Origin of the sequence: Paenibacillus rhizophilus (assembly GCF_003854965.1) — a bacterium.
Lineage (GTDB): Bacteria > Bacillota > Bacilli > Paenibacillales > Paenibacillaceae > Paenibacillus_AQ > Paenibacillus_AQ rhizophilus.
Genome location: NZ_RQPI01000018.1, coordinates 1 through 26,136, shown reverse-complemented (window position 1 = coordinate 26,136; position 26,136 = coordinate 1). Strand labels below are relative to the sequence as shown.

Here is a 26,136-nt window from a genome sequence, read left to right as displayed (position 1 = left end):
GTTGTACTAAGTTGCTGTTTAGTGTTCATTTACCCCGCTCCTTAACATAGTTTTCCGCTGTGTTACATATTGCTAGCGCTTCTTGCGGCTGCTTTATCTCTGCGCCCAGAGAGATAATTAGCTCCTTTATCGCGCTGAGCTTAAACAGCCTAATGCGCGTATTGTCCGGCAGCATAGACACCCCGTAAGCAGCCCTTAGCGGCATATGCCACTTAATTGCTTGATTAATTAGTTTCTCGCTTACGTCCATAACAGTGGGAAGGCAAGCAAAGTCAATATAATAATCAAATCTGCCTGTTATCTGCCGCCGCTCCCGGGCTAGATGTACGGTAATACCGTCAGATGTTCTAACTGTGTCCTTAATATGATATTCGTTCAATTTGGTCACCTTTTTTATTGAAATTTTAAAAAGCCTAGGGCGGTTCTCCGTCCGCCCCGGGCATGAAGAGGAAGGACCTCAATGAAGGATGAGGCTATAATAGAGACTTCGCCATCCCGCAAAAAAAATGCTATATGTATATAAGCGTAGATATGTAGCTAAACCATAAGCCGCCAATAGAGCCTAGCTTTACACAGCTTCTGTGCGGCCAAGGCAAAGAAAAAAACCGTCCCGGTGAACAAGACGGTTTAATTGGCTATAGCGACTCTATACGCCTCATAGAGGCTCTTTAAATGTATTAATATATTATTAGGCGGGGATTAGGACTAGGCATAAGAATTATCAGGGTAAACCTGACGTTGTCCTCCCAATGATAGTAGTTGTCGCAGATTGCGCTATATTGGGCTATTGTAAGCTCATTGTCAAGCAGCATGTTTTCAATCACATTGAATATTTCATTTTTAAATCCGTAAATCTGAACAACCATCTTAGTTACCCCCTCTTGTAATTTGTTCGTGCATCAGCGATTTGTACGTTTGCAGTCGCATAATCCGGCTGGCGGGCGGCTGCTTGTCGATACGGCGTAATAGGTAGTCATAACGTTGCTGGCTGTAATCGTTAAGTTTTGCGGCATAGTAAGTTAGACGGCGGATAATACCGACAGAATGATAAGGCTTAATCTCCATGACTTATACATCTAAATGAGCAAGCGGACTGTGTTTCTGATATTTCCGCCCAATCTCTTCATCGGTGAAGTCGAGATATGCTTTTTGAGTTACATCTACAGAGGAATGCCCCAATATCCGGCATAAACTGAACCAGTCACCATTGTTAAGAATATAGTACTTGGCGAAATTGTTCCGAAGCTGGTGTGGGTGAATTGCAATACCAACCTTCCTCCCTGCCTCTCTTAATGCGTGTTCAAAATTCCTGATTTCAAGTTGTGTTCCTCTGGTGGTAGGGAACAGAAACGGACTTTCGGAGTAGCGGTCTTTATACCGCATCCAGCTTTTTATCTCATTGGCCGACTTGAAGGAGAAATAAACATATCTCTCCTGCCCATTCTTCGGGTTCTTGATAAGAATGCTCTTATGCTTGAAGTCAAAGTTCTCCGGCTGAAGGTTTAGGCATTCCCCTATTCTCATACCTGTGTCCAGTAAAAGCCGCGTAATCACATAGTTACGGTATCCGTGGAAGGCGGCGATATCAAACTGCCCCAATACCTTCTTTATTTCCTCCTGTGTCAGCGTCTTCTTTACCTTCCTCTCGACCTTCGGATTCTCAATGCTGTCCACAGGATTTTTCAGTATCTCACGTTCCACTTGGTGCAAATAGTTAAAAAACACCTTGATATTCCGTACATAATTGGCAATCGTGGTCATCGAGATTTCTTTCTTATAGTCGGTTCGTTGTTCAGGGTAGTTCTTCTCTTTTGATTCCGGCTTGTTGACAACCGTATACTTACCCCGTTCCCGCAAATACTTGATGTACTGCCGGATATGCCCTGATTGTACCTTCTTCACTTCCTCAATCTGATACGTCTCCCGCAAATACATGCCAAGTAGCTTTAAGGTCTGTTCATAACTTGCTAATGTTTTTCGTGAAAGATTCTTGGACGAACAATACAGCATAAAATTGTCTAATTGGAAATCAAAATCAGTCATAAAAAATACCGCCTTTCTATTGGGTGTAGTGGCCCCCAATAGATAAGCGGTATTAGTTGAGTTAATGCTCAGAACTTTATCGGTATGCGGGCGGCTGTTTCGGATATTTATAGCCATCCCATCATTTGACATTGACAGATGCCAAAGCCCGAAATCCCTTATCCCTCACTGATCCTTACCCTTTCACGACACCTTATGCTCAATCCGCAGCTTGTCTGCCACCATCGCGATAAATTCGCTATTTGTTGGCTTGGATTTGGAGATGTTGATCGTGTAGCCGAACAGATGGCTGATGGAGTCGATGTTGCCGCGCGTCCAGGCGACCTCGATGGCGTGGCGGATAGCCCGTTCTACGCGTGAAGGCGTTGTCTTGAATTTTTCGGCAATGGCCGGATAGAGCGTTTTCGTAATGGCGCCTAGAATTTCAATGTTGTTGTACACCATCGTGATTGCCTCGCGCAAGTACTGATATCCCTTAATATGCGCAGGTACGCCGATTTCATGTATGATCGAAGTGATATTTGCATCCAAGTTTTTACCTTTAGACAGCGGTACGACATTGGATTTGACCGACGAGAAGATCGGAGAACCGGAAGATGATGAAGAGGTCATGACGCTGCCGTTCTGGGTTCCCACTAGCTGTCTCACCCGGTTTGTTAGCACTTCCATATCGAAAGGCTTCAAGATATAATACGACGCTCCGAGCTGCACTGCCCTTTGAGTGATATTCTCCTGGCCGAAGGCTGTAAGCATAATGATTTTAGGTTGGGGATTCAAATCCATTTCCCTCAGACGTTCAAGCACGCCCAATCCGTCAAGATGCGGCATGATAATATCAAGGATAAGAACATCGGGAATTTTGCGCGCCTGACTCAGCATTTGAACCACTTCTTCACCATTATATGCGATTCCAGTCACTGTCATATCTTCCTGCTCCGAAATATATTCAGCGAGCAAATTGGTAAATTCCCGATTATCATCGGCCAACAACACTTCAATATTCTGCACTGGCTGTTTCCTCCTTAAAAATATCTGCTTTGTAAAACAGCGTTTATCTTCTCTCTTTAAAGTTTTCGACATGTGGAACGAATTTCCTTCTGTCGAAAATTATTTTTCTTTATTTTTTTTCGGGCATGATTTATAATTAAATATTTTATTACAGTATTCGATTTTGTTCTTGAACCTTCGACAAAAAAATCTTAAGGCTAAACCGCCTTAAGATTAGAGTGAAACCTATACTGTTGAATAACACCGGAATCTTTAAGCATCCATTCGATGAAACAGCCGTAACCGGATCTGGGATCATTGACGAAAACATGCGTTACCGCTCCGACCAGCTTGCCGTTCTGAACAATGGGACTGCCGCTCATTCCCTGAACAATGCCCCCGGTCTTATCAATCAGCCTCGGATCGGTAATCCGCAACACCATTCCTTTTGTAGCCGGCTCCTGCTGGCGGGCCACATGGATGATCTCGACATTGAACCGTTCAACTCTCTGACCTTCAAGTACGGTAAGAATTTGAGCTGGGCCTTCCTTTACCTCACTGCTCATGGCTACCGGAATCGGCTCGCGATACAGGCTGTGATCAGGATTTCGCCCCATTTTGCCGAAAATGCCGAAGTCTGTGTTGCTTTCAACATTTCCGAGCACTTGGCTCTCTTTCAGAAAGTGAGCCCGCTTCTCGCCCGGATCACCGTCTTGACTTTTGGATATGGAAGTTACGCTTGATTCCACAATATGTCCGCTGCCGACAACAATCGGAGTTCCGGTATTCATATCGGTAATGACATGTCCGAGCGCTCCATAAACGCCCTGATTCGGTGCGTAGAAGGTCAATGTTCCTACCCCTGCGGCAGAATCCCTGATGTAAAGCCCTAGCCGCCATACTTTGTCGTTCCGGTCGTAAGCCGGTTTAAGCTTGGCCATTCGTTCCTTGCCCTCGCGTATATACCGGATGGTGAGTTCACCGCCGGAATCCCCTGCCCGCTTCACAAGATCCGCCACCTTGGTTACCTCGTCCAGCTTGACCCCGTCAATCGATACCATAAGATCCCCGGGCAGCAGTCCGCTGATTTCGCCCGGCGACAATTTAGTCTGCTGAGACACCTCAACAAAATGATGTCCCACAACCAATACTCCTGCCGACTTGACCTTGACGCCAATCGTCTGCCCACCCGGATACACTTTGATTGCCCGCACCGTTCCCGTCTCAGCCCCTGCTTGGCTCCGTTCAGCAGACGATACATAGCCTGAAACCGGTACGCTAAACCCTGACACACTAAGAAAGAAAGCAAATAAAAGACCTGGCATTAACTTCCTGAGGTTAGGCTTCAATGGCTGTCACGCTCCCTTTTGCTTCTTTCGCTTGACGAAAAAAGTGGTCGCCAATTGCGTACCTATAAGATAACCTTGCCCCCAGGCTTTTATTACTGTCAATACTTAACCGCTTGGCGTTCCCGCAGCCTTGCTAGCGTCCGCCAAATTGAGCATTTCCTGCGCGTGATGCAGCGTCTTTTCTGTAATTTCCACACCGCCCAGCATTCTTGCCAGTTCCTTCACCCTGCCGTCTTCGGACAGCGGCTCCACCTCTGTCATCGTTCGTCCGTCCTGTACTTTTTTGCGGATGAGGTACTGATGGTCCGCCATGCAGGCCACCTGCGGCAGGTGAGTAATGGAGAAAACCTGGCACATCGAAGACAACCGGTACAGCTTATCTGCGATGGATTGGGCTGCCCGTCCGCTCACCCCCGTATCCACTTCGTCGAAGATAAGCACGGGAATGTCTTCATGCCTTGCAAAAATGCTCTTCATCGCCAGCATGATGCGCGAAAGCTCGCCTCCCGAAGCGATTTTGCTCAAGGGACGCAGCGGCTCTCCGGGGTTAGGAGAAATCATAAATTCTGCGCTGTCGATACCCTGGCGGGTCAAGCGGATGCGCCGGCCGTCGACCTCAACCCCTTTCGGATCGTCAAGCGTATCCAGCTTGACCTCAAGGGAGGTCCGTTCCATTTGCAGGTCCTTCAGCTCGCCTTCCACCTGTGACGCCAAATCCGCCGCGCACTTGCGCCGCGCTTCGCTAAGCTTCTTCGCTGAGGTCATCAGTTCTTCAAGCAGGGCATTCCGTTTAACAGCCAGCTTTTCCAAATGCTCGTCCTTGTTCTCAAGCAGATCGGTTTCCCGGGAAATTTGTTCGTAATACTCCAGAATTTGCTCCACGCTGTCGCCGTATTTGCGCCGCAGACCGGAGATGAGATCGAGACGGTTCTCCACTTCCTCCAGCCTCGCCGGATTGAACTCAATATCCTCACGGTAATCGCGCAGCTGAAATGAGGCATCCTCAAGCTGATAAAAAGACGACTGAAGCTGCTCCAGTACGGGCCGCAGATTTTTCTCATCATAACGAACGACGTCCTCAAGCGTAGAGATGACATTGCTGATTGCTTCAAGCCCCTGGCGACCATTCAGCACCTCATAAGCTCCGGAAACAGAATCCATCATTTTCTCGCTGTGGGATAGTTTGACCCTTTCTTCGGAAAGTAATTCATCTTCTCCACATTTTAACGCAGCGGAAGATATCTCCTCCAGCTGGAACCGGTACAAATCAAGCATTTGATAGCTTCTTTGACTTGAATCCTGCAGCTCGCGCAGCTCTTTCTCCACCTGGGCAAACTTTGAATATTTCTCCTGGTAGTCCCCCTTCAGCGGTCCGATCACGGATTCACCGTACGTATCCAATAGTCCCAAATGACGGTCCGGCTTCAGCAGATTCTGATGCTCATGCTGGCCGTGAATATTGACAAGCTGCTCGCCGATTTCACGCAGCATCGTCAGATTCACCATTTGGCCGTTAACGCGGGACGTACTTTTCCCCTGGGTGTTAAGCTCTCTGCGGATAATCAGATGCTCCTCTTTCTGCGCCTTGATTCCGAGCTTCTCGAGCGTGTCCCAAACCGAATGTCCGTTTGGCAAGCTGAACAGGGCCTCCATTTCCGCCTTCTCGCAGCCGTAGCGAATGGAATCGGCCGAGCCCCGGCCGCCGGCGATCAGTCCGAGCGCATCGATAATGATCGACTTGCCCGCTCCCGTCTCTCCCGTCAACACATGAAAGCCCGGATAAAAATATACATCTACCGATTCGACAACCGCCAGGTTGCGAATAGATAATGTTTCCAGCACAAATATTGCACCTCCGACGCATGAATACCATGCCTTCTAAACTCTATCATCCCTACGCTCCGCACGCCGGGTATGACACGCCAATTCTTGATTTAAATTCATCAAGTCGTCTTATTATTGAGTATGGCTTGTTCAAAATTTGAGTAAATGCGGAAATTAAATGCTTGTCGATCAGAATGGCCAATTCCCGCTGTTACCTCAAAGTATGACCGAACACAGGTTCGTAGTCAAGGGGTTTCAAATAAAAAAGTTAATACAGGAGAAAGGAAATTAAAGCGTTGACATGAAGGCAGTCGTATAGGGGGCTCTGGTAAGAGTTCTTGGATAGGTTGTGCATAGGGTGTTTCAAAATATCGGACAGTTCAGAGGGCTAATGCCCTCCCCTTGTCCACGTTCGAGCTTTCCTTGCCATACATAATTTATTCTCGCAATACGGTTAAATGTAACCCATGATTTGCGAAACCACCTTATTGCTGTCATCCGCCTCACGGCAGATAATCAAAATGGTGTCGTCACCGGATATCGTCCCCATAATCTCGGGCCATTCGATGCTGTCGATCAGCGCGGCGACGGAATTGGCCGTTCCCGGCAGACATTTCATGACAACAAGATTGCCCGAATAATCGATATGCACGAAATTGTCCACAAGCACCCGCCTCAGCTTCTGCGTCGGATTGTAACGCTGATCGGTCGGCAGTGAATATTTATATCTCCCGTCATCCATCGGAACCTTGATCAGCAGCAGTTCCTTGATATCTCTGGAAACGGTCGCCTGGGTAACCTGGAAACCCGCATTCCGAAGCGCTTCGACCAGCTCGTCCTGCGTCTCAATATCCCGGTGGGTAATAATTTCACGAATTTTAATATGTCTTTGACCTTTCATTAATGGCCTCCCGTATGTTTAAAAAGGTACTAGTCGTTCTCTCCATCATCCCTGCCGAATGTGATCAAGTTAACCGTGGCGGCCGCAGCATTTACGTAAAGCAGCCCGCCCACCTCCGGATAAATAAGGAGATAAGGCAGCAGCATGTCCCGCATCCCGCTTCCGGTCCATTCCAGCGGACGGCGCGGACGGGCCAGCATCACGAGATACTGTGTGCCGTCCCCGGCCGCCGCAATGTAATCGACAAACAGCCGGCTGTAGAGCGGAGCGCCGTCAACGTTGAAGGACAGCGGAATTTTCAGCTTACCGCCGACGACTTCGTAGCCTGCATCCTCCAGCAGCTTCAGCGCAGGATGGGAAATGATCTCTTTGTTTAGCGGAATGTGATCCTGCAAAAAGGAACGCGGCGAGCTCTGCAGCCATACATAAATGCGGTAAATGACCCACACTGCCAGTCCAACACCGATCAGCGCCATAACCGCCTTGTCCGGGCTACCCGTCATCCGAATCACCTCGGTGATTTATTCGCTTAGACCGAGCAAAATTCCTCTTAAATAGCCAAAAAGAAACTCATCGACGCGACGATGAGTTTCCATGATTTGATGCCTGACCGCCGAAAGTGCCCGAGGCCTCCGCCACAACGGTCTCCGCGAGCGCGGCAAAATTGCCGTAAAGCTCGTGCAAAGGCTCCGGCCCGGAGCCTTCCCCCTCGTCCCTGGCTTCGCCGCTTGGTTGTGTCTCTTCCGATTCCAGACGCCAATGGGCCAGAAATTCGATGTTGCCCTCTCCGCCCGTGATGGGGGAGAAGGTCAAGCCTTTCAGAATGAAACCGAATTCCCGGGCCATTGTCAGCACATTGACCAGCACTTCCCGATGAACCGCCGGATCGCGCACAACGCCCGATTTGCCGACCTTCTCCCGTCCGGCCTCGAACTGGGGCTTGATCAGCGCGACAACGTCGGCCGGTTTTCCCAGCAGCGCCTTAAGCGGAGGAAGGATAATTTTCAATGAGATGAAAGAAACGTCGATGCTGGCGAAATCGGGAACGGAGCCTTTGAGATCGGGGGGTGTCATATACCGGAAGTTCGTCCGTTCCATGACGCATACCCGCTTATCTTCCCGCAGCGACCAGTCCAACTGGTTATAGCCTACATCAATGGCATATACATAGGCTGCCCCGTTCTGAAGTGCGCAATCGGTGAAGCCTCCGGTGGAAGCGCCGATGTCCAGCATCGTCCGGCCGCCGACGTCGATGCCAAACCGGCGCAGCGCCTTTTCAAGCTTGAGTCCGCCCCGGCTGACATACGGATGCACAGCGCCTTTCACCTTAAGAACTGCACTGCGCGGCACTTTCATCCCGGCTTTCTCGATGCGTTCTTCATCCGCAAGCACGAGGCCGGCCATAATGGCCGCCTTGGCCTTTTCGCGGCTTTCATAAAAGCCCTGCTCGACGAGCAGCACGTCGATTCTTTCCTTCGGGCTCCGTTCTTTTTCTTTACCGTGTTCCATAGTCATCTCCAACTTCTATTCTCGAGTCCCCTTAAACTTACGAAGACGTTGTCGTCTTGCCGAAAGGATAAGAGCTTGCCGCCTTCATCGTTCTGATTCGGCCGCATAGCGCTTCGACGGTAAGTCCCGTCAGTTGGCGCTGCTCCTTGATCGATCCGTGTTCGACAAATATATCTGGCACGCCCATCAGCTCAACGGTGACATGATGCAGGCCTTGCTCAGCGTAATGCTCCAGCACAGCGCTGCCCAGGCTGCCCGCCTGGCTCGCCTCTTCCAGCACAACCATCTTCGTGCCGGCCAGAGCAAGACCCTGCAGCATGGAGCCGTCCATCGGCTTCAGGAAGCGGGCGTTGACTACGCCCGCCTGAATGCCTTCGCGCTTGAGCAGATCCGCCGCCTCTTCCGCCAGCTGCACCATTGGGCCGCAAGCGATAATGGCGAAGTCGTCGCCGGGCCGCAGCCGTTCCCAAGACCCGATCGGCAGGCAGCGAAGCTCCGTATCAAGCGCCGTTCCGGTGCCGTTAATGCGGGGATAGCGGTATGCGATCGGACCGTCATTGTATTCCAGCGCCGTCTTCATCATATGGCGCAGTTCGTTCTCATCCTTCGGCATCATCAGCACGATGTTCGGAATATGCCGCATAAAAGCGATATCGTACACGCCTTGATGCGTCTCCCCGTCGGCACCGACGAATCCAGCCCGGTCGATGGCGAACATCACGTTGGCGTTATGCCGGCAGATGTCGTGAACAATCTGATCATAGGCGCGCTGCATAAAGGTGGAATAAACGGCAAACACCGGCTTCATTCCTTCCATTGCCAGCGCGGCGCAGAGTGTCGCCGCGTGCTGCTCCGCAATGCCTACATCGATCATCCGTCCCGGAAATTCCTTCGAGAACGGGAACAGGCCCGAGCCTCCAGGCATGGCAGGAGTGACGGCGACAAGCCGTTCATCCTGTCGTCCAAGCTCGATCAGTGTCTCGCCGAACACTTCCGTATACATCGGATTGCCTACCGCTTTCAGCACCTGGCCGGATTCGATCTTGTACGGTGTAATGCCGTGCCATTTATAGGAATCGGCTTCCGCCGGTTTATAGCCTTTACCTTTTGTGGTGAGCACGTGAACAAGCACGGGCCCCGCCACATTATCTGCCTGATGGAACGTATCGACCATGGTTGCAAGATCATGTCCGTCCACGGGTCCGAGATACGTAAAGCCAAGTTCCTCGAACAGAACGCCGGGAACCATCATATATTTCAGGCTGTCTTTCATCCGTTCCGCGGTCTTAGCCAGACGGCCGCCGATCGCCGGAATCTTCCTCAGGAGCCCTTCCACTTCATCCTTGGCACGCAAATAATGGCGGTCCGAGCGAATTTGGCTTAAGTAATTATGCATGGCGCCAACATTGGGAGCGATGGACATTTCATTGTCGTTAAGGATGACCATCAGCTTGCGGCGCTCATGTCCGATATGGTTCAGCGCCTCGAACGCCATGCCGCCGGTAAGAGCCCCGTCGCCAATCACCGCGACAACCTTGTTGTCCTCTCCCTTGAAATCACGGGCCATCGCCATGCCCATCGCGGCGGAGAGGGAAGTGCTGCTGTGCCCGGCTTCCCACACGTCATGCTCGCTCTCGGAGCGTTTGACAAAGCCGCAGAGCCCATTTTGCTTGCGCAGGGAATCAAACCGGTCCTTGCGGCCGGTCAATATTTTGTGGACATAAGCCTGATGTCCGACATCGAAAATAAATTTATCCCGGGGACTGTCGTAGCAGTAATGCAGGGCCAGCGTGAGCTCCACTACTCCCAGATTGGAGGCGAGATGTCCGCCGGTCGCAGACAGCTTCTCAATCAAAAACCGTCGTATCTCGTCCGCCAGGGTATTTAATTGTTCGATCGATAGCGACTTCAGTTGCTTAGGATCATTTAGTTGTGGAAGCAGCACGTGATTTCCCCGCTTTCCTGATGTTGTAAAGTATAACCCACATTATAACATAAATGAAACGGCTGTCGAAATGCAGCCGTTTCCGCAAATTTCAGTGATCTCTGGACATTAAATAATCGGCGATTTCGATGAGCCGCGCCCCGCCTTCAAATCCGCCTTCCCGCACAGCGGACTTGGCTTCTTCCGTCAACCGTTCCACTTCCCGGCGGGAGGCCTCCAGCCCGATAAAATAAGGATACGTCACCTTCTGCTGCCGGACATCGCTGCCCGTCTTCTTGCCGAGCTTGCTTTCGTCTCCGACGAGGTCGAGAATATCGTCCTGCACCTGGAAAGCAAGCCCGATGCTGACACCGAACCGGCGCAGGGCCTCAAGCTGCTTCTCCGACGCTCCGCCTATACGCCCTCCGGCTAGCAGTGAGAATACGATCAGATCCCCTGTCTTATGCAGGTGAATATAACGCAGGCTCTCCAGATCGGTCAGACCCTGCTCGCCTTCCATATCGGCCGCCTGTCCGCCGACCATGCCGCGCGGTCCGGCCATTTCCGCCAAGTCCTCCACGATGGACAGGACATTCTCGGCTGACACCCCGTGCCGGCGGGCCGACTGCACAACGCTGTAAAAGGCATGCGTCAGCAGTGCGTCTCCCGCCAGGATGGCCGCCGCTTCGCCGTACACTTTATGGTTCGTCAGCCGCCCCCGCCGGTAATCGTCGTCGTCCATGGCGGGCAGATCGTCATGAATCAGCGAATATGTATGCACCATTTCAATTGCCGCAGCCACAGGCAGCGCCGCTTCCCGGCGCCCGCCAAGCGCTTCGCACGCTGCGATAACAAGCAGGGGGCGAAGGCGCTTGCCTCCGGCGAGCAGGGAATAGCTCATCGCTTCCGCCAGCTTGGAGGGAACCTCCCAATGCTTCGGGAAGAGCATCGTCAGCTCGCCCGCAACAAAGTCGCCCACTCCGGCGATATATTCTTTTAAAGGCTGGCGGTTTGAGGACTCATGGCTTTGACTCTCTCCGGGTTCCTGTCCGGAGAGTCCGTTATTATAAGGAATCATCGCCGTCCCCTTCCAGCGCGGAGCCAAACGGCTTCTTGCGAATTTCTCCGTCTTCTTCCACGATCATTTCGATCTTGCGCTCCACCTGCTCCAGCTTGGTGCCGCACAGCTGGGAGAGCTTCATGCCCTGCTGAAACAAATCAATCGCCTTCTCCAGCGGAACGTCGCCGTGCTCCAGTTCACGCACGATCAGCTCCAGCCGGTCCATTGCTTCCTCAAATCCCAGTTCCGCTTCTTCCTTCGCCATGATCTTTCGCATCCTCCTTCATTCCCCATACCTGGCAGTCCAGCTGGCCGTCAGCCAGCTTCACAACAACCAGATCGCCGAGTTGAACCTCACTCAGCGATTTGACCAAATGCCGCTCCTTCTCATCGTAAACCAAGCTGTAGCCCCGCGCCATGACCTTCAGCGGGCTGAGCGCGTCTAGAGCCTTGAGCTCCGCAGCAAAGCGGGAGCGCTTGTCCTGCAGACGCGCTTTCATGGCGGCGACGAGCTCGCGCCTGGCTCCGTCGCTCCGGCGCCGCGCGGCGATTACGCCTTCGCGCGGGCTGTAACGCTCCAGGCGGTGATGCAGCACCGCCTGCCGCTCGCGGGCCCGCGCCTGCCGCGCTTCGGCGGCGCGGCTCAGCCGCTGGCGCAGCATGTCCAGCCGCTGCGCGTGCTGGAGCAGGTACCGGCGCGGGCTGACCAGCACCGGCGAGCGCTGCAGCGCCGAGAGCCGCTCGCGCCCTCGCTGTGCGCGCCGCTGCAGCCCCTGGCGCAGCAGGCGCTGCTGCTGGTGGAGCTGCGTGGCCAGCTCCGCGGCATGCGGCACGGCCAGCTCCGCCGCGGCCGTGGGCGTCGCGGCCCGAAGGTCGGCCGCGAAATCGGCGATCGTAAAATCGGTCTCATGGCCGACGGCCGAAATGACCGGAATGTCCGACGCCGCAATGGCTCTCGCCACGGCTTCTTCGTTGAATGCCCAAAGCTCCTCCAGCGAGCCGCCGCCGCGGCCCACGATGAGCACGTCGGCTTCGCCCATCGCGTTCAGGTCGTGTATCGCCTTCACGATGGACGGCGCCGCTCCCTTGCCCTGCACGAGCACGGGATAGAGCACGATAGCCACCTGCGGAAACCGTCTGCGCAGTGTGATCAGAATATCCCGGACCGCCGCGCCCGTCGGCGACGTGACGACGCCGATGCAGCGCGGATAGCGGGGCAGCGGCCGCTTCAGCTCGGCAGCGAACAGCCCTTCCTGCTCCAGCTTCTTCTTCAGCTGCTCATAGGCCAGGTACAGGCTGCCGATGCCGTCGGGCTGCATATGCGTGGCATAGAATTGGTAATGCCCGTCCCTCTCATATACCGTCACATTACCTCTGGCGATGACCCGGGAGCCCTCCTTCGGCACAAAGGGCAGCCGCTGGTTATGGGAAGCGAACATAATAGCCTTGATACGGCTGCTCTCATCCTTCAGCGTAAAATACATATGCCCGCTGCCATGATGCGTAAAATTGGAAATCTCTCCCCGAATCCACACATCGGAAAGCACATGATCCGAGTCCAGCTTCATGCGGATATAACGGTTGAGATCTTTAATGGAATATACCTTCCGCTCCGCCATGATGCTTGTCCTATTCCAGTCCGCGGCGGCGCTTCGCCGCGGTCAGCGTGTTCACCATCAGCATCGTGATGGTCATTGGCCCTACGCCGCCGGGAACCGGCGTAATGTAACCGGCAACTTCCTTGGCGCTGTCGTAGTCAACATCTCCTGCCAGCTTGCCGTTGTCCAAGCGGTTCATGCCCACGTCGATGACAACCGCTCCCGGCTTCACAAAGGAAGCATCGATAAAGTTGGCGCGGCCGATCGCCACGACCAGTACATCGGCCATCCGGCACAGCTCGGCCATGTTCGCCGTGCGGGAATGACACATGGTAACCGTCGCGTTCTCCCGCTGCAGCAGCAGGGATACCGGCTTGCCGACAATATTGCTGCGGCCGATTACTACGGCATGCTTGCCGGAAAGGTCGATGCCGGTGCGCTTGATCAGTTCGATTACGCCGGCGGGAGTACAAGGAAGAAGACTGTCATCGCCGATTACAAGGTTGCCGACGTTGACCGGATGAAACCCGTCGACATCTTTCTCTACGGAGATGGCGTCGATCACCGCTTTTTCGTTAATATGCTTCGGCAGCGGAAGCTGCACCAGAATGCCGTCAATCTCGTCCGCCTTATTCAGTTCGTCAACGAGCGAGAGGAGTTCCTCCTGGGAAGTCGAAGCGGGCAGCCGGTGCACTACCGAATGGAAGCCGAGGCTGATACAGGTTTTTTCCTTGCTGTTCACATATACCTGCGAACCCGGGTCCTCCCCTACAAGCACCACAGCCAGACCAGGCTTGACTCCGCGCTTTGCAAGCGTCTCGACCTCACGGGCAATATCCACACGTATTTCTTCGGAAACCAGTTTACCGCTGATGATTGCTGCTGTCATGACACTTATCTCCCCTTTAGTGAACTTTGATAGTTGTAAGGTGTTTTTTCGCGAAAAAGGGCGCACCAGGCGCATCGTTTTGCCTTTTTTAAATCAGCTTTCGTTCTTTAAATCAGCTTCGTTCTACGAACGGTTGGTCTTCAGTTCTTCCAAATCCTGAATCATTTTCCCCAGCACGCCGTTGACAAATTTGCCGGAATCTTCGGTGCCGAAATGCTTGGCAAGCTCAATCGCCTCATTGACGGCAACCTTGGCAGGAACATCATCCTGATAGATCATTTCATAGGCAGCAAGCCGCAAAATTTGACGATCAACGCGGGACAGCCGGCTCATTTGCCACCCCTTCAAGTAATGCTCCAGCATATCGTCGATCGCAGGCTTGGCTTCCCAAATGCCGTTCACATGGCTAAGCACATAATCTTTCAGCAGCACCTCGTCGGAAATGACCCGTTCCGTCTCATTTTCCTCGGACGCTTCTTCCAGCAGCATTTCCACCGCCTCGCCACTCTCGACCTCGTTCATCTCCATCTGATACAGGCTTTGCACTATTATTTCTCTTGCTACACGTCTTTTCATTTGTTCCTCCTTTAAATTGATCCAGGTTCCACTTGAACGCTGAACCCCAACAAATCCTAAGTTAGCCGGGCCGCCCCGAATGGATGAATGCAGGTAATCGCCGAATTCCCCGCTCCCATGCGAATAGATGGAGACTTACCGGTTAATCTGACCGTTACCCTCTTCAAGAGCTTTAGCTGGGAAATCCCGCATCATGGAGCTTGGGGCTCTCTCGAAAACAGTTCGCTGCCTGTCGCTGACTTCCGGTTTGGCTTGTATATAGGATGTACACTTTTCGTTCTGTTCATCGTCCTTGCTTTAGCGTCATGATTTTCACAGGAGACGATTGCCATCCAGCGCAAAAAAACCGCACTGCCCTTCATTCGAGCAAAAAAACGCAGATGACCAGTTCGCTCCGAAAGAAAGGCTTTAGCGCGGTTCACTTGAAGGGACGCCAGCGGGTCGACAGCCGCTCCAACAGCTCCCGCCAAGGGAACAATGGAGCCTGCGCGTCTTTTCTTCCGCCAAGCGTATATCCGATGAACACAACCAGTGCAAAGAACAGCATATCCCAGAAACCGCTGATTAAATAAATAATGCCTAGAATCAAGCCAAAGACTACTCCGGCGATTCTACCTCCGTGACTTTCCCAAATTTCTCTCCAGGGCATAAGGGAAACTCACCTCTATTCCACTCGACTTTTGAAGCTGGGGGACTGTGCAAGATTCGCGATATAGACGGACACATCGGCAACCGGAACGCCTGTCGTTTCCTGCACATATTCATGCACCTGCCGCTGTATTTCCGAGGTCAAAAGCGGCAGCGAATGCTCGCCGTCCACGACGCCTCGGATCATAATTTCCAGTCCCGCCTGGGAAACGCGGATGCGCGATTTCAGGTCGCGGATGCCTTTAACCCGTCCGGCCGCTTTCAGGCTGAGATTCTCGATCGTTTCCATAGAGATCTGAATATCCCCGTATTCCGTGCGCTGATCCACCGATCGAGTGGATGTCCGGTCCCGGCGAAGGGAGATGTAGAAGAACCGGATACTAAGCAGGAATAAAATCACCGCCACAACAATCGCAGCGATATAAGCGGAATTCCAATCCTGGATCCTCAGATTCCTTGGAAGGACGCCGCTTAACAGGAGGATGGCAATAACAGATAATGCTCCGATGCTCAAGCTGTATAAAAACAGCAAAAGTCTGTCCAAAATTTTCGCCACGAGCCTCATAACCTCCTTAAAGTAGACTAAACCCTCGACTTGACCGTCGGGGGTTTAATGAGAACCGGAAGTCCTTATTTCACACGAAGGGCAAAATCGGTATCGTCACTCACGCTGTTCTTTTCCGCACTCTTGAACTGAACGTCGTGAATATGCACATTCACTTCCACGACCGTCAGCCCTGTCATGGTCTCGATCGACCGTTTGACGTTTCGCTGAATTTCCGCCGCCACTTCCGGAAGACGGGTGCCGTATTCGATAATTACGGAGACATCCACAGCAGCTTCGCGCTGTCCGACTTCCACCTTAACGCCTTTTGAAAGGTTCTTGCGGCCCAGCAGCTCGACAATGCCTCCGGCAAATCCTCCGCTCATGCCCGCTACGCCTTTAACTTCAACGGTTGCGAGTCCCGCAATGACCTCAATCACTTCGGGAGCGATCTGGATTTCACCGATTTCCGTACGTTCGAATTCTGTCGGCAATGTACTCATTTTGTCCCCCACACCTTTCATATTTGTTCTGATGGCAAGCTTGAAGCACGTCTCTCCATTAAACATACTATATCATTTGGCGAACTTTATGACAAACAAAGCGGCCCCGTCCTAAATTTCATTTTCTTCAAGGAATTTGATATCGAAATGACCGTCCAGAAATACGGGATGCTCCAGCAATTTTTGATGAAATGGAATTGTGGTATGTATTCCTTCAATGGCAAACTCGCCGAGAGCCCGCTTCATTTTGAGAATCGCCTCCTGGCGTGTAGGCGCCCAGACGATGAGCTTCGCAATCATGGAGTCATAAAAAGGCGATATCGTCCCGCCTGGATACGCGGCACTGTCTACACGGACGCCAAGACCGCCCGGAGGCAGGTAAAAACCGATCTTGCCCGGAGAAGGCATGAAATTCTTGGCCGGATCTTCCGCGTTGATGCGGCACTCAATCGACCATCCGTTGATGACGATATCCTCCTGGGTGAACGAAAGGGGATTTCCTTCGGCCACCGAGATCATTTCCTTGATCAGATCCACGCCCGTTACCATTTCGGTAACCGGATGCTCAACCTGAATGCGAGTATTCATTTCCATAAAGTAGAACTGCCCGTCTGCGCCTAGCAAAAACTCCAGTGTTCCCGCACCGGAATAATTCACGGCAAGCGCGGCGCGGACAGCCGCATCGCCCATGGCCTGACGGATTTCCGGCGTCAGAACGGAGCAAGGGGCCTCCTCCACCAGCTTCTGACGGCGCCGCTGTACGGAACAATCCCGTTCGCCAAGATGGACCACGTTGCCGTGATTATCGGCTATAATCTGGATCTCGACATGCTTCATGCCCGTCAGGTACTTCTCCAGATAGACTCCGGCGTTGCCGAATGCTTTTTGCGCTTCTTGCTGGGCGGCCGTAATCTGCTTGACCAGCGATTCCTCGTCTTCGGCAATGCGGATGCCTTTCCCTCCGCCTCCGGCGGTAGCCTTGATAATAATGGGATAGCCGATCTCCCTGCTGAGCAGGACCGCCTCCTCAACGTCGTCTACAAGACCGTCGGAACCGGGAATAACCGGAACGCCTGCATCCTTCATCGTTTCTTTGGCCACGGCCTTGTCCCCCATCCGCGTGATGGCTTCCGGAGAAGGGCCGATAAATATGATATTGCAGGAACCGCAAATTTCGGCGAAATCGGCGTTCTCGGCAAGAAAGCCGTAACCGGGATGGATGGCGTCGCATTCGGTCAAAGTGGCCACGCTCATTATATTCGTGAAATTCAAATAGCTGTCCTTGGAAGCCGTCGGTCCGATACAGTACGCTTCATCGGCCAGCCGGACATGCAGCGAATCGCGGTCGGGCTCCGAATAGACCGCCACGGTGGAAATTCCCAATTCGCGGCAGGCGCGAATAATCCGAACGGCGATTTCCCCCCGGTTTGCGATCAGCACTTTTTGTATATTCATTTCTTTCCTCCCGATTCTAAGATTCCGGCTTCACCAGGAACAGCGGCTGGCCGTACTCCACAAGCTGTCCGTTCTCAGCGAGAACGGATACGATCTCCCCGCGGACTTCCGCTTCCAGCTCGTTCATCAGCTTCATCGCTTCGATTATGCATACCGTCGACTTCTCGGTCACCCGGTCGCCCGCGCTTACGAACGAAGGCAAATCGGGCGAAGCCGAGGTGTAGAACGTTCCCACCATAGGAGAAACGATTTTATGTAAGGTTCCTTCTGCGGGAGCAGCCAGCGTCTCCTGCTGCGGAGCAGCGGGAACGGGAGCGGCTTGCCCGGATGTCTGCTGCAGAGCAGGCGGCTGCGGAGCGTGCGTAAAGGGGTACGGATAAGGAGTAGCCGGAACCACATGGGCTTCCACAGCCTCGGAACGGTCCGGTTTGCGGATGGCCAGCTTCATTCCTTCGCTTTCAATCTCCAGCTCATGCACGGAAGAGGTCTGGTCCAGCAGTTTGATCAATTCCTTAATTTCGCTTAATTTGAACATTTCGATCAGTTCACTCCTTCAGCTTTCTCTCAAAGCCGCTAACTTGGCGGAAAAGAAGAAACGACATCGCTGTCCTTCCAAGGGACGTCATCCGTTTCACCCAATAATATAGGATGCCGGATCCGCGCGATGCTTATCCTCATATACTTCAAGATAACTTTATGTATTATATCACAAACGCAAGAAATGGAAAGAGCCCGGGATAACCCGAGCTCTTTCGTCATTTCCCGCTTTTTTTCGTGTCGATTTACTCCTCAGATACATGCTGAACGCTCACTTTATCCTGCGACACGCTCAGCTCTTTCATGACCAGATCGATGATTCCGACAGCCTGCTTCACATCCAGCTTGTCGCTCAGAACGACAACTTTGTAGGAGTCGTTCCCTTCTTCCTTGACAATCGCTTCTCCATACTGCTGTTGAAGCTTTTCTTCAATTCCGGTGATCTTGGACTCCTTCTCTTCCAACTGGTGCAGCTGCTCCTGCGCGGCCGCGCTGTCCGAAGGCGATTTGTCCATATCGTTGATCATAGCCATCAAATCTTGTTGGTCTTTAAGGTTCTTCTGTTCGCGTTCATATAAATAGTTGGTGAACAAGCTGGAAGCCGAAGCGCTTTGCGATGCGACTTCGTCCAGTACAGCTGCGTCGCCTTTTGTCACGCTGTCGTCTGCCGATGCAGTATCCTTTCCATTATCCGCCGCGGCGCTGTCCGGTTTGGCGGATGCGGCCGGAGCGGGATCGGATGCCTGATCGTTGGCTTTATCCGCCGAAGGGTCCGCTGCGGATTGGCCGTCATCCGTTCCCGTCAGCGCGGAATTCGTATCGCCTGCTGCGGAGCTTGCTGCAGCGTTAGGGTCCGCCGCAGCATTAGGGTCGGCGGCCGCAGCGTCATCCTGCGAAGTCACTTCGCTCACTGCCGCTCCGCTGTCAGCCGTCGATGATAGGGCGTCGCTGGGCGAGTCCTTGACGGAATCCACCTGAATTGTCCCTGCTGTCTCCTTGGGCGATGAAACGCCAGAGTCCTCCGTGAACAAATAGTACGCAGAGAGCACCACCATCAAGCTGAGCATGGATACCAACCAGATTGTTTGTCTTTTGCCGTTCATTGCTTTTCCTCCTTTTTGCTGTTCCTTGGGATTCGGCTGTTACGCCACTGATACTCGGGGCCGCTATTCCTGTTTGCGCGGCACGACGGAAATGCGGTAGCTCGGCACGTTCAGCGCTTTTTGCACCGCCTGCTCGATCAGTCCTTTCACCACCTTGTTCTCGGCTCCCTTCGCGACAATAACAACGCCGCGAACCTGGGGCTTGATTCTTTTGGTAATAATCGGCGTCTCGTCTCCGGATTGACTGTAAGTGACGATTTCGCCGTCTCTGGTGTACGTGGTTGTGTGGCGCTTGCCGCCGTTCGCATCGGTCTCATCGCTTAGCTGCTGGGAATCGTTCATGTTGCGCTGGACGACAACCTCCTCGGTGGAATCCACGGTAACCATAATGTCCACCGTGCCGACTCCGACGATTTGCTCCAAAATCCCCTTCATGCGGTTCTCCATCTCCCGCTCGATGCCGTCAAACGAGCTGGCGGCTCCATCTGTCGCCTCCTGCATAGCCGCCTGCGAGCTCTGGGTTTGGGGCGGCTCTCTCCCCGTATTCTCGCTGTCGAGCTTCTTCACATTAACAAAGGAATTGAACAGCATGATCGCCACGCCCAACAGGCCCAGAATGATCAACCATCGGAACGTATGGTTTCGCTTCGGGTTCTCGGCCCCGCCTCCGATCAACTGCTCCAGCTTCTTCAGCCAGTTGCCCATCTTTCCACTCCTCCCTTACGCTTGGTACGTTTAAGCGGCGGCTACAATTTTTCGCTGCCGCCGTTCAGAACTTTGATCTTGGCGGGGTCAAGGCTCCAGTTCTTCTCAAGGAGCGCCGTTACCGCTTTGGCGTCGGCGCCGCCTGAGCCCCCATCTTCGCCAGCCACGGCCGCCGCCGGCTCAGCCGGGCCGGAGCTCTCTCCCGTCTCCTTCAGCCCGTTCTCTCCTTCGCCGAGATCGACTTTGATATCGTCCACGGGCAAAACCGAGATCGGAACACTGCCTACGCTTCCCGAGCCCTGGGGTGCATCGCTTTGCTCAGCGCTTCCCGCCGGGAGCGTGACGACCACCGCCGTTATAACCGGCATGGTGTTGTCTCCGGCTTCATTCGCCAGGGCGAGCGTTACGGTCACATTCGCTCCGCGCTGCCCCGTCTCGCCTGCGATCTGCTCCCTCATCTGTCCGGCGATTTGCTGCGCGGCGAGCTTTAGGCTTTGGTCCCGCCCGCCCGCAGCCAGCTTCTTCCCGTCGGCCAATATTTGTCTGAGCTCCGCGTCTTCCGCATTGCTCAGCCCGGGCCCCCCGCCGTCTGACCGGCGGAAAGCCAGGCTGAGCTCGGACGCAGCATCGCCCTTCATCAACGAGACGATCGGGCTCAGCATCGTCAGCAGGACCAGCAGGCTGAGCACAAGCCTCGCATAGCGCTCCATCGACTTGCTCGGAAGCAGCAGTTCAACGAATGACGCCAGCAGCACGATCATAATAATTTCCCGCAGCCATCCTCCAAGCCAGCTCATGATCCACCTCCTTGTGAAGCGTTATCTCATCATGACCGTAACGTTGCCGGCGGTCAGCAGAATGGTGACAGCCAGGAAGAACATGAGCGATACAGCGGCCAAGGCGGCGAATACATAAATCATGCTCTTTCCGATTGTCTGCAGGCAGGATACGATAGGCGTGTCCCCGAGCGGCTGCATCACGGCTCCGGCCACATTATAAATGAGGGCCAGCACGAGTATTTTGATTGCCGGAAACGCACACAGGAACAGGATGATAATGACGCCGGACAATCCGATTGCGTTCTTCACCAGCAGCGAGGCGGATATGACGGTATCGGTGGCGTCTGCGAACATTTTGCCGATAACGGGTACGAAATTGCCGGTAACATACTTCGCTGCCCTGAGCGTCACTCCGTCCGTAACCGAGCTGGTGATGCCTCTAACGGAGATAACGCCCAGAAAGACGGTCAGCAGGACGCCAAGTACCCCCGTGCCGATGTTCCTCAGCAGATTCGCAAGTTGGGTCAGCTTGTATTTGTCCGAGATGGAACTGACCAGATGCAGAACCGCCGAAAAGAACAACAGCGGAAAGACCAACGTGTGAATCAGCGTGCCGACCGTATGGATCATGAACACGATCAGGGGATGGGTCACCGAAACGGTAACGACATTGCCCATGGAAGCGAGCAGTGCGAACAGAAGCGGGATCATCGCCATCATGAAGTCGATCATCCGGTCGATGGCGTCCTTGGCATAGCCGATGGCTACATTGAAGCTGTTGACCGCGATGACCAGCACCACCATAAAGCATAGGGTGTAGGCCACCTTGCTGACCGCCTTGCGCTCGAACGCCGTCTGGAGCGTCTCCAGAATCATGCTCAGCACGCTGATCATTACAATCGTGACAAGCAGCTTGCCGTTGTAGAGCACTTCATGCCACATGTAGGAAAGGAGGCCCGACAGTACATTTTTCAGGCTTAGCCCTTCGCCCCCCGGCAGCAGCATATCCATGAGCGAGGGAGTGGCCCCGTCCGGAAAAAAACCGCCGTAATCCTTCATCAGCTGATTCCAGTATTTCTCGACTCCATCCTTGGGCAAATCGTCGACCTGGCTCTTCACCCATTGATCTACTGGCGTTTCGCTCTGACCGGTTTGCGCTCCGTTTGATGATGCGGATGAGGATGCGGAGGCTGCGTCCCGGCGTTCGGCGGCCGTTTCGGGGGAATCCGCGGAACGGCCGGCTTGGCCGACATAAGTGCCGGTTTGGCCCACAGGCGTTCCGGCCTCATCTGCCGGCGAAGCAGCCGCCCGGCTCCATCCAATGAACACAAGACAGACAATCAGCAGCGCGACTTTGAGTTTGGGCGGGCGGAATATGCCGCGCTTTTCCATTGCCGTTTCTCCTTTCGTTTGACGGATGAGCCGGACCCGAGACGCCCTATGCCGGCAGAAGCTTCATAACCGTTTCAATAATGATTCCGATGATCGGCACAGCCAGCGTCATAATCAGCACTTTGCCGGCCAGCTCGATTTTGGAGGCGATGGATTCCTGGCCCGCGTCGCGTACGATCTGGGCTCCGAATTCCGCGATATAGGCGATGCCGATGATTTTGAATACGGTCTTCAAATACACGGTCTCCATACCCGAAGACTCCGCAAGCCGCTGAAGCGTGGAGATTACACCGCCGATTTTGCCGATCAGAAACAGGAAGATCAGTATGCCCGTTGCCGCCGCCAGCAAGAAGGCGAACATCGGCTTTTGTTCTTTCAGCACAAGAATGAGAACGGTCGACATTAGTCCGATTCCTATGATTTGAATGATTTCCATGGCGCGGCCTATTGAAAAAGAAAGATCGTCTTGATTTCCTGCAGCAGTCCGTCCAGCATCCGGATGACCATGAACAGCACGACGACAAAGCCGATAACGGTCACCCAATGGGCGATATCCTCTTTACCCATCTGCTTGAGCACGGTATGAATCATGGCGATAATGATGCCGATGCCGGCAATTTGAAAGATCGCGTTGACTTCAATATTCATTCCTGGCACCTCGCTAAAAGATCAAAATGACGATCAACGCCCCCAGCAGGAGTCCCAGACTTTTGCTCACCTTTTCGTACTTGGCCTGGTCTTCGCGGGCCGAAATTTCCTCCTGTTTCAACTGCTGCAGCGCCAGCGCGATATGGTTCGTCTGATTGCTTCGGTCGCTGGTGCCGAGCGTGCAGCTGAGCTGACGGAGAACTTCCTGCTCCGGCGTTTTCATCGCGGTCGCCTTCCAGTGCGTTTCCATCGCCCTGTCCACCGCTTCCTGCGCAGTCCGGTTATGGGGCGGGCTCATCCCATCGGCGGCTGCGGTGAAGAATCCCCGGAGCGGCTCCCTCGACTGGACGGCAATCCGTTTCATCGCCTCCGGCAGCGGAGTATAGCCGTACATGATCTCGGTCTCCAGCCGCTGAAGCGCGGCGATCAGACCGCGGATATGCCAGGGCCGGTCCGCATACTGCCTGGCCCGGCGGAAGCCGGCCAGGGTCGCCGCGAGCAGGATCATTGCGGCGCCCAGGAGCTTAAGCATGGCTTTCGCCTCCTTTGCGTTCTCCCGGATATACCGGAAGCGGGCGTTTGCGGCCATCCAGCACGCGAAAGGACAGCTCGCCCGCCGATCGGTGGAGGATGACGTACCTTTCGAACACGCCCAGCTCGATAATCCGGCCGAGTCCGGGTCGCAAAGCCAGCTCGGACACTTCCCGGCCGTGCGCGGCGGCCAGAACCGTAATTCCGGCATGCAGCGCCTCAGTCAGCGCCTCGGCATCCTCCGGCCGGCCGATTTCGTCGGCGATCAGCACATCCGGCGAGAGGGAGCGGATCATCATCATCATGCCCTCGGCTTTGGGACAGCCGTCCAGCACATCTGTCCGCGGACCGATATCGAAAGAAGGTATCCCCCTGTGGCTTCCGGCGATTTCGGAACGCTCGTCCACGATGCCTACCTTGAGACCGGGGCGCCCGTCTCTTCCTCCCGCGCTCCCCGCGGAAATTTGCCGGGCGAGATCGCGGAGCAGCGTCGTCTTGCCATGTTGGGGCGGGGACAGAATCAACGTGTGCATAACCCGCTGGCGGCTCCCGTCCAATAGATGCGGCAGAAGCCGGTCGGCGACCCCGGGAATCTCTCTTGCGATCCGGACGTTGAATCCTCCGATGTCCCGCAGATGGCCGACGCTGCCGCCGGACAGAACCGTCCGCCCTGCGAGTCCGATGCGGTGTCCGCCCGGGATGGTGATGAATCCCTTGCGAAGTTCTTCTTCCATCGTATACAGTGAATGGTTGCTGATCAGATCAAGCATCCGGTGGCTGTCTTCGCGGTCCGGTCTGTACGCCTCTTCCGGCTGCAGCGTCAGCCTGCCGGCTGCGTCCACAAAGTGGTACTTGCCCGCATAATTGATTTCCAGCGGCCGCCCTTCCCTGATGCGGATTTCTTCAACTGTCTCGAGTAGCGGGAGCGGGAGCCGGGAAAGCGCGGCTTTCACTTTTTCGGGAAATAATTGAAGCCAATCGATGGCCATATGCCGTACCCCCAAGTCGTCCTCTATGGATTGCTTTATTCCATATCTATGCTTGTACGTTCGCAATATGACTACCAATCTATCATTTTTTCAAAATACCGATTAAGAGACACGCCACTCCGACACCCACCCAGCACAGCTTGCTGGGAGAGAGATTTTGCGCCATGCCCGTAAGCCCGATGGCTGTCGTCAGAACGAGCACGGTCGGACCGACGAGCGCCAGCGCCGAATTGACCGCCAGCGCCTTGTCCACCTGATTCAGCCTTAGCATGATCAGCGCAGCGGTAATTTCAGCACTGCCCGACAGCATGCGCAGCACGGCCATCCAGCTTACATACTTGTCCACCTTTGCACAACTCCTTCCGCCCGGATATTCCCAGCACCGCCTCCGAAAACTCCCGGTTCCCGGCTGTTGTTCATAGATATGCGGGATTGTCCCGCTTTAGACAACAAGAATTCGGGATAAAAGCATACGCGGCAATCCACTATATAGATGTAGAAGAAAACATAATGAAAAAAACTGATAGAAAAATATTATCAGTATGATATAATATTTTTAACAAAATAATAAAACAGTCAACAGAACAGAAAGGAATGCTTTCATGCACACCCGTCATCCTGAAATTCCCATTACATTCGAAAATCTCACCAAAACAGCCAGAGAGGTCGCCGTAGTCGTCATATCCGCCCTTCTGGTCGCGACCGGTCTGAAGCTGTTCCTGATCCCGCACCAGCTCCTCAGCGGAGGAGTGGCCGGAGCTGCGTCCGTCATCGGTTACTTGACCGATCCCAAGTATATTTCGCTGATTTATTTCGGCATCAATCTGCCGATTCTTCTCTGGGGCCTCGTCGCCGTAGGGAAAAAATACATTTTCCTCAGTATGCTCTGCGTCGCCTGCACCACCTGGTTTCTGACGATTATTCCTCAGGTGAAAGTAACCAAAGATCCGATTCTGGCCAGTATTTTCGGCGGGGTCATCATTGCGGGGGGGATAGGCTTTTCCTTGCGCGCGGGCGGGTCGTCGGGAGGATTCGATATTCTGGGCTCTATCATTACGCGTAAAAGAGATGTGCCGATGGGAACGGTTCTGTTCATTATGGACGGACTGGTTATTTTAACCCTCGGCTTTATGAAAAGCTGGGATTCCGCGCTCTACGCCATGTTGTGTACGTTTGTGAAGAGCCGGGTGGTCGATATGATCCATATCCGGCATGTCAAATTGACCTGCTTCATCGTGACGAAACGAAAGGAAGAGATGGTTGAGCGGCTGAACCGGCTTCCGCACGGCGTGACTGTCGTCAACGCAGAGGGGGGATACAGTCATGAAGGCAACACGATGCTGATGACGGTCACTACGAGGTACGAGCTTTCGGAGCTCCGCAAGGCCGTTATCTCCGTCGATCCAAGCGCGTTCGTGAACGTGCTGGAAACGGTGGAAATTTTGGGAAGGTTCAGACGGTTGGCATAATAAGCCGCTTCTTGTCCAGATCCGGATGAGGAGAACCAATCGATAGAATCGAGTAGGAGGCTACCCATTAGTTGAGTAGCCGACCTCTCACACCACCGTACGTACCGTTCGGTATACGGCGGTTCAACCGTTTAAGTGCAATTGACGTAGACGCTCGTACTGAGTAGGGAAGT

The 26,136-nt window shown here is 53.7% G+C and carries 30 protein-coding genes; 1 reads left to right on the top strand and 29 read right to left on the bottom strand.

Annotation, left to right across the window (positions count from 1 at the left end):
- Positions 1–25 precede the first annotated feature (25 nt).
- From EH198_RS24820 to EH198_RS21215, 29 genes are all read right to left on the bottom strand, one after another.
- The gene (locus EH198_RS24820; RefSeq protein ID WP_221621558.1) at positions 26–379 is read right to left on the bottom strand and encodes a hypothetical protein; all 354 of its coding nucleotides are present in this window, start codon (positions 377–379) and stop codon (positions 26–28) included.
- 488 nt (positions 380–867) lie between these two features.
- On the bottom strand, positions 868–1,065 hold the full coding sequence (locus EH198_RS24405) for a hypothetical protein (protein ID WP_148091526.1): 198 nt from the start codon (positions 1,063–1,065) through the stop codon (positions 868–870).
- A 3-nt stretch (positions 1,066–1,068) separates the two neighbouring features.
- Positions 1,069–2,043, bottom strand: coding sequence for a tyrosine-type recombinase/integrase (locus EH198_RS21345; RefSeq protein ID WP_124697546.1), 975 nt, complete (start codon positions 2,041–2,043; stop codon positions 1,069–1,071).
- Positions 2,044–2,226: 183 nt separating this feature from the next.
- Positions 2,227–3,051: a sporulation transcription factor Spo0A gene (gene spo0A / locus EH198_RS21340; RefSeq protein ID WP_124697545.1), complete on the bottom strand. Its 825-nt coding sequence runs from the start codon at positions 3,049–3,051 to the stop codon at positions 2,227–2,229.
- A 197-nt stretch (positions 3,052–3,248) separates the two neighbouring features.
- Complete coding sequence (spoIVB, locus tag EH198_RS21335; RefSeq protein WP_342772048.1) at positions 3,249–4,322, bottom strand: SpoIVB peptidase; 1,074 nt, start codon at positions 4,320–4,322, stop codon at positions 3,249–3,251.
- A gap of 162 nt (positions 4,323–4,484) precedes the next feature.
- The gene (recN, locus tag EH198_RS21330) at positions 4,485–6,221 is read right to left on the bottom strand and encodes a DNA repair protein RecN (protein WP_124697544.1); all 1,737 of its coding nucleotides are present in this window, start codon (positions 6,219–6,221) and stop codon (positions 4,485–4,487) included.
- Positions 6,222–6,657: 436 nt separating this feature from the next.
- Positions 6,658–7,104 carry a transcriptional regulator AhrC/ArgR gene (gene ahrC / locus EH198_RS21325; protein ID WP_124697543.1) on the bottom strand — a complete coding sequence of 149 codons (447 nt, stop codon included), beginning with the start codon at positions 7,102–7,104 and terminating at the stop codon, positions 6,658–6,660.
- 29 nt (positions 7,105–7,133) lie between these two features.
- A complete protein-coding gene (locus EH198_RS21320; protein WP_124697542.1) occupies positions 7,134–7,607 on the bottom strand; it encodes a hypothetical protein in 474 nt (157 codons plus the stop codon).
- Positions 7,608–7,674: 67 nt separating this feature from the next.
- Positions 7,675–8,613, bottom strand: a complete 939-nt coding sequence (locus EH198_RS21315) for a TlyA family RNA methyltransferase (RefSeq protein WP_124697541.1) — start codon at positions 8,611–8,613, stop codon at positions 7,675–7,677.
- Between the two features lie 37 nt (positions 8,614–8,650).
- The gene (gene dxs, locus EH198_RS21310) at positions 8,651–10,558 is read right to left on the bottom strand and encodes a 1-deoxy-D-xylulose-5-phosphate synthase (protein WP_124697540.1); all 1,908 of its coding nucleotides are present in this window, start codon (positions 10,556–10,558) and stop codon (positions 8,651–8,653) included.
- Positions 10,559–10,649: 91 nt separating this feature from the next.
- On the bottom strand, positions 10,650–11,615 hold the full coding sequence (locus EH198_RS21305) for a polyprenyl synthetase family protein (RefSeq protein ID WP_124697539.1): 966 nt from the start codon (positions 11,613–11,615) through the stop codon (positions 10,650–10,652).
- Positions 11,602–11,862: an exodeoxyribonuclease VII small subunit gene (gene xseB, locus EH198_RS21300; protein ID WP_124697538.1), complete on the bottom strand. Its 261-nt coding sequence runs from the start codon at positions 11,860–11,862 to the stop codon at positions 11,602–11,604. Before xseB ends, EH198_RS21305 begins: the two co-directional genes overlap by 14 nt.
- A complete protein-coding gene (gene xseA / locus EH198_RS21295; protein WP_124697537.1) occupies positions 11,831–13,216 on the bottom strand; it encodes an exodeoxyribonuclease VII large subunit in 1,386 nt (461 codons plus the stop codon). Before xseA ends, xseB begins: the two co-directional genes overlap by 32 nt.
- 10 nt (positions 13,217–13,226) lie before the next feature.
- Positions 13,227–14,084 carry a bifunctional methylenetetrahydrofolate dehydrogenase/methenyltetrahydrofolate cyclohydrolase FolD gene (gene folD, locus EH198_RS21290; RefSeq protein ID WP_124697536.1) on the bottom strand — a complete coding sequence of 286 codons (858 nt, stop codon included), beginning with the start codon at positions 14,082–14,084 and terminating at the stop codon, positions 13,227–13,229.
- A 123-nt stretch (positions 14,085–14,207) separates the two neighbouring features.
- Positions 14,208–14,660: a transcription antitermination factor NusB gene (gene nusB, locus EH198_RS21285; RefSeq protein WP_124697535.1), complete on the bottom strand. Its 453-nt coding sequence runs from the start codon at positions 14,658–14,660 to the stop codon at positions 14,208–14,210.
- A 418-nt stretch (positions 14,661–15,078) separates the two neighbouring features.
- Positions 15,079–15,309: a DUF2273 domain-containing protein gene (locus EH198_RS21280; protein ID WP_124697534.1), complete on the bottom strand. Its 231-nt coding sequence runs from the start codon at positions 15,307–15,309 to the stop codon at positions 15,079–15,081.
- A 15-nt stretch (positions 15,310–15,324) separates the two neighbouring features.
- Positions 15,325–15,864, bottom strand: coding sequence for an alkaline shock response membrane anchor protein AmaP (gene amaP / locus EH198_RS21275; protein WP_124697533.1), 540 nt, complete (start codon positions 15,862–15,864; stop codon positions 15,325–15,327).
- A 74-nt stretch (positions 15,865–15,938) separates the two neighbouring features.
- Positions 15,939–16,355 carry an Asp23/Gls24 family envelope stress response protein gene (locus tag EH198_RS21270; RefSeq protein ID WP_124697532.1) on the bottom strand — a complete coding sequence of 139 codons (417 nt, stop codon included), beginning with the start codon at positions 16,353–16,355 and terminating at the stop codon, positions 15,939–15,941.
- Positions 16,356–16,466: 111 nt separating this feature from the next.
- Positions 16,467–17,810, bottom strand: coding sequence for an acetyl-CoA carboxylase biotin carboxylase subunit (gene accC, locus EH198_RS21265; protein ID WP_124697531.1), 1,344 nt, complete (start codon positions 17,808–17,810; stop codon positions 16,467–16,469).
- 16 nt (positions 17,811–17,826) lie between these two features.
- Entirely contained in the window at positions 17,827–18,345 is a 519-nt protein-coding gene (gene accB / locus EH198_RS21260; protein ID WP_124697530.1) for an acetyl-CoA carboxylase biotin carboxyl carrier protein, read from the bottom strand.
- A gap of 247 nt (positions 18,346–18,592) precedes the next feature.
- Positions 18,593–19,450: a SpoIIIAH-like family protein gene (locus EH198_RS21255; protein WP_124697529.1), complete on the bottom strand. Its 858-nt coding sequence runs from the start codon at positions 19,448–19,450 to the stop codon at positions 18,593–18,595.
- Between the two features lie 63 nt (positions 19,451–19,513).
- Positions 19,514–20,155, bottom strand: coding sequence for a stage III sporulation protein AG (gene spoIIIAG, locus EH198_RS21250; protein ID WP_124697528.1), 642 nt, complete (start codon positions 20,153–20,155; stop codon positions 19,514–19,516).
- Between the two features lie 41 nt (positions 20,156–20,196).
- Complete coding sequence (spoIIIAF, locus tag EH198_RS21245; protein WP_124697527.1) at positions 20,197–20,952, bottom strand: stage III sporulation protein AF; 756 nt, start codon at positions 20,950–20,952, stop codon at positions 20,197–20,199.
- A 21-nt stretch (positions 20,953–20,973) separates the two neighbouring features.
- Positions 20,974–22,326 carry a stage III sporulation protein AE gene (gene spoIIIAE, locus EH198_RS21240; protein ID WP_246014496.1) on the bottom strand — a complete coding sequence of 451 codons (1,353 nt, stop codon included), beginning with the start codon at positions 22,324–22,326 and terminating at the stop codon, positions 20,974–20,976.
- Positions 22,327–22,372: 46 nt separating this feature from the next.
- A complete protein-coding gene (gene spoIIIAD, locus EH198_RS21235; RefSeq protein ID WP_124697526.1) occupies positions 22,373–22,762 on the bottom strand; it encodes a stage III sporulation protein AD in 390 nt (129 codons plus the stop codon).
- 8 nt (positions 22,763–22,770) lie between these two features.
- Entirely contained in the window at positions 22,771–22,974 is a 204-nt protein-coding gene (spoIIIAC, locus tag EH198_RS21230) for a stage III sporulation protein AC (protein WP_025335735.1), read from the bottom strand.
- Positions 22,975–22,987: 13 nt separating this feature from the next.
- Positions 22,988–23,506 carry a stage III sporulation protein SpoIIIAB gene (gene spoIIIAB / locus EH198_RS21225; protein WP_124697525.1) on the bottom strand — a complete coding sequence of 173 codons (519 nt, stop codon included), beginning with the start codon at positions 23,504–23,506 and terminating at the stop codon, positions 22,988–22,990.
- Entirely contained in the window at positions 23,499–24,494 is a 996-nt protein-coding gene (gene spoIIIAA / locus EH198_RS21220; protein ID WP_124697524.1) for a stage III sporulation protein AA, read from the bottom strand. The genes spoIIIAB and spoIIIAA overlap by 8 nt, the downstream gene beginning before the upstream one ends.
- Before the next feature lie 82 nt (positions 24,495–24,576).
- Positions 24,577–24,840 carry a YqhV family protein gene (locus tag EH198_RS21215; protein ID WP_379309037.1) on the bottom strand — a complete coding sequence of 88 codons (264 nt, stop codon included), beginning with the start codon at positions 24,838–24,840 and terminating at the stop codon, positions 24,577–24,579.
- A 256-nt stretch (positions 24,841–25,096) separates the two neighbouring features.
- Between EH198_RS21215 and EH198_RS21210 the strand changes: the two genes are divergently transcribed.
- A complete protein-coding gene (locus EH198_RS21210; protein WP_124697523.1) occupies positions 25,097–25,963 on the top strand; it encodes a YitT family protein in 867 nt (288 codons plus the stop codon).
- Positions 25,964–26,136 lie beyond the last annotated feature (173 nt).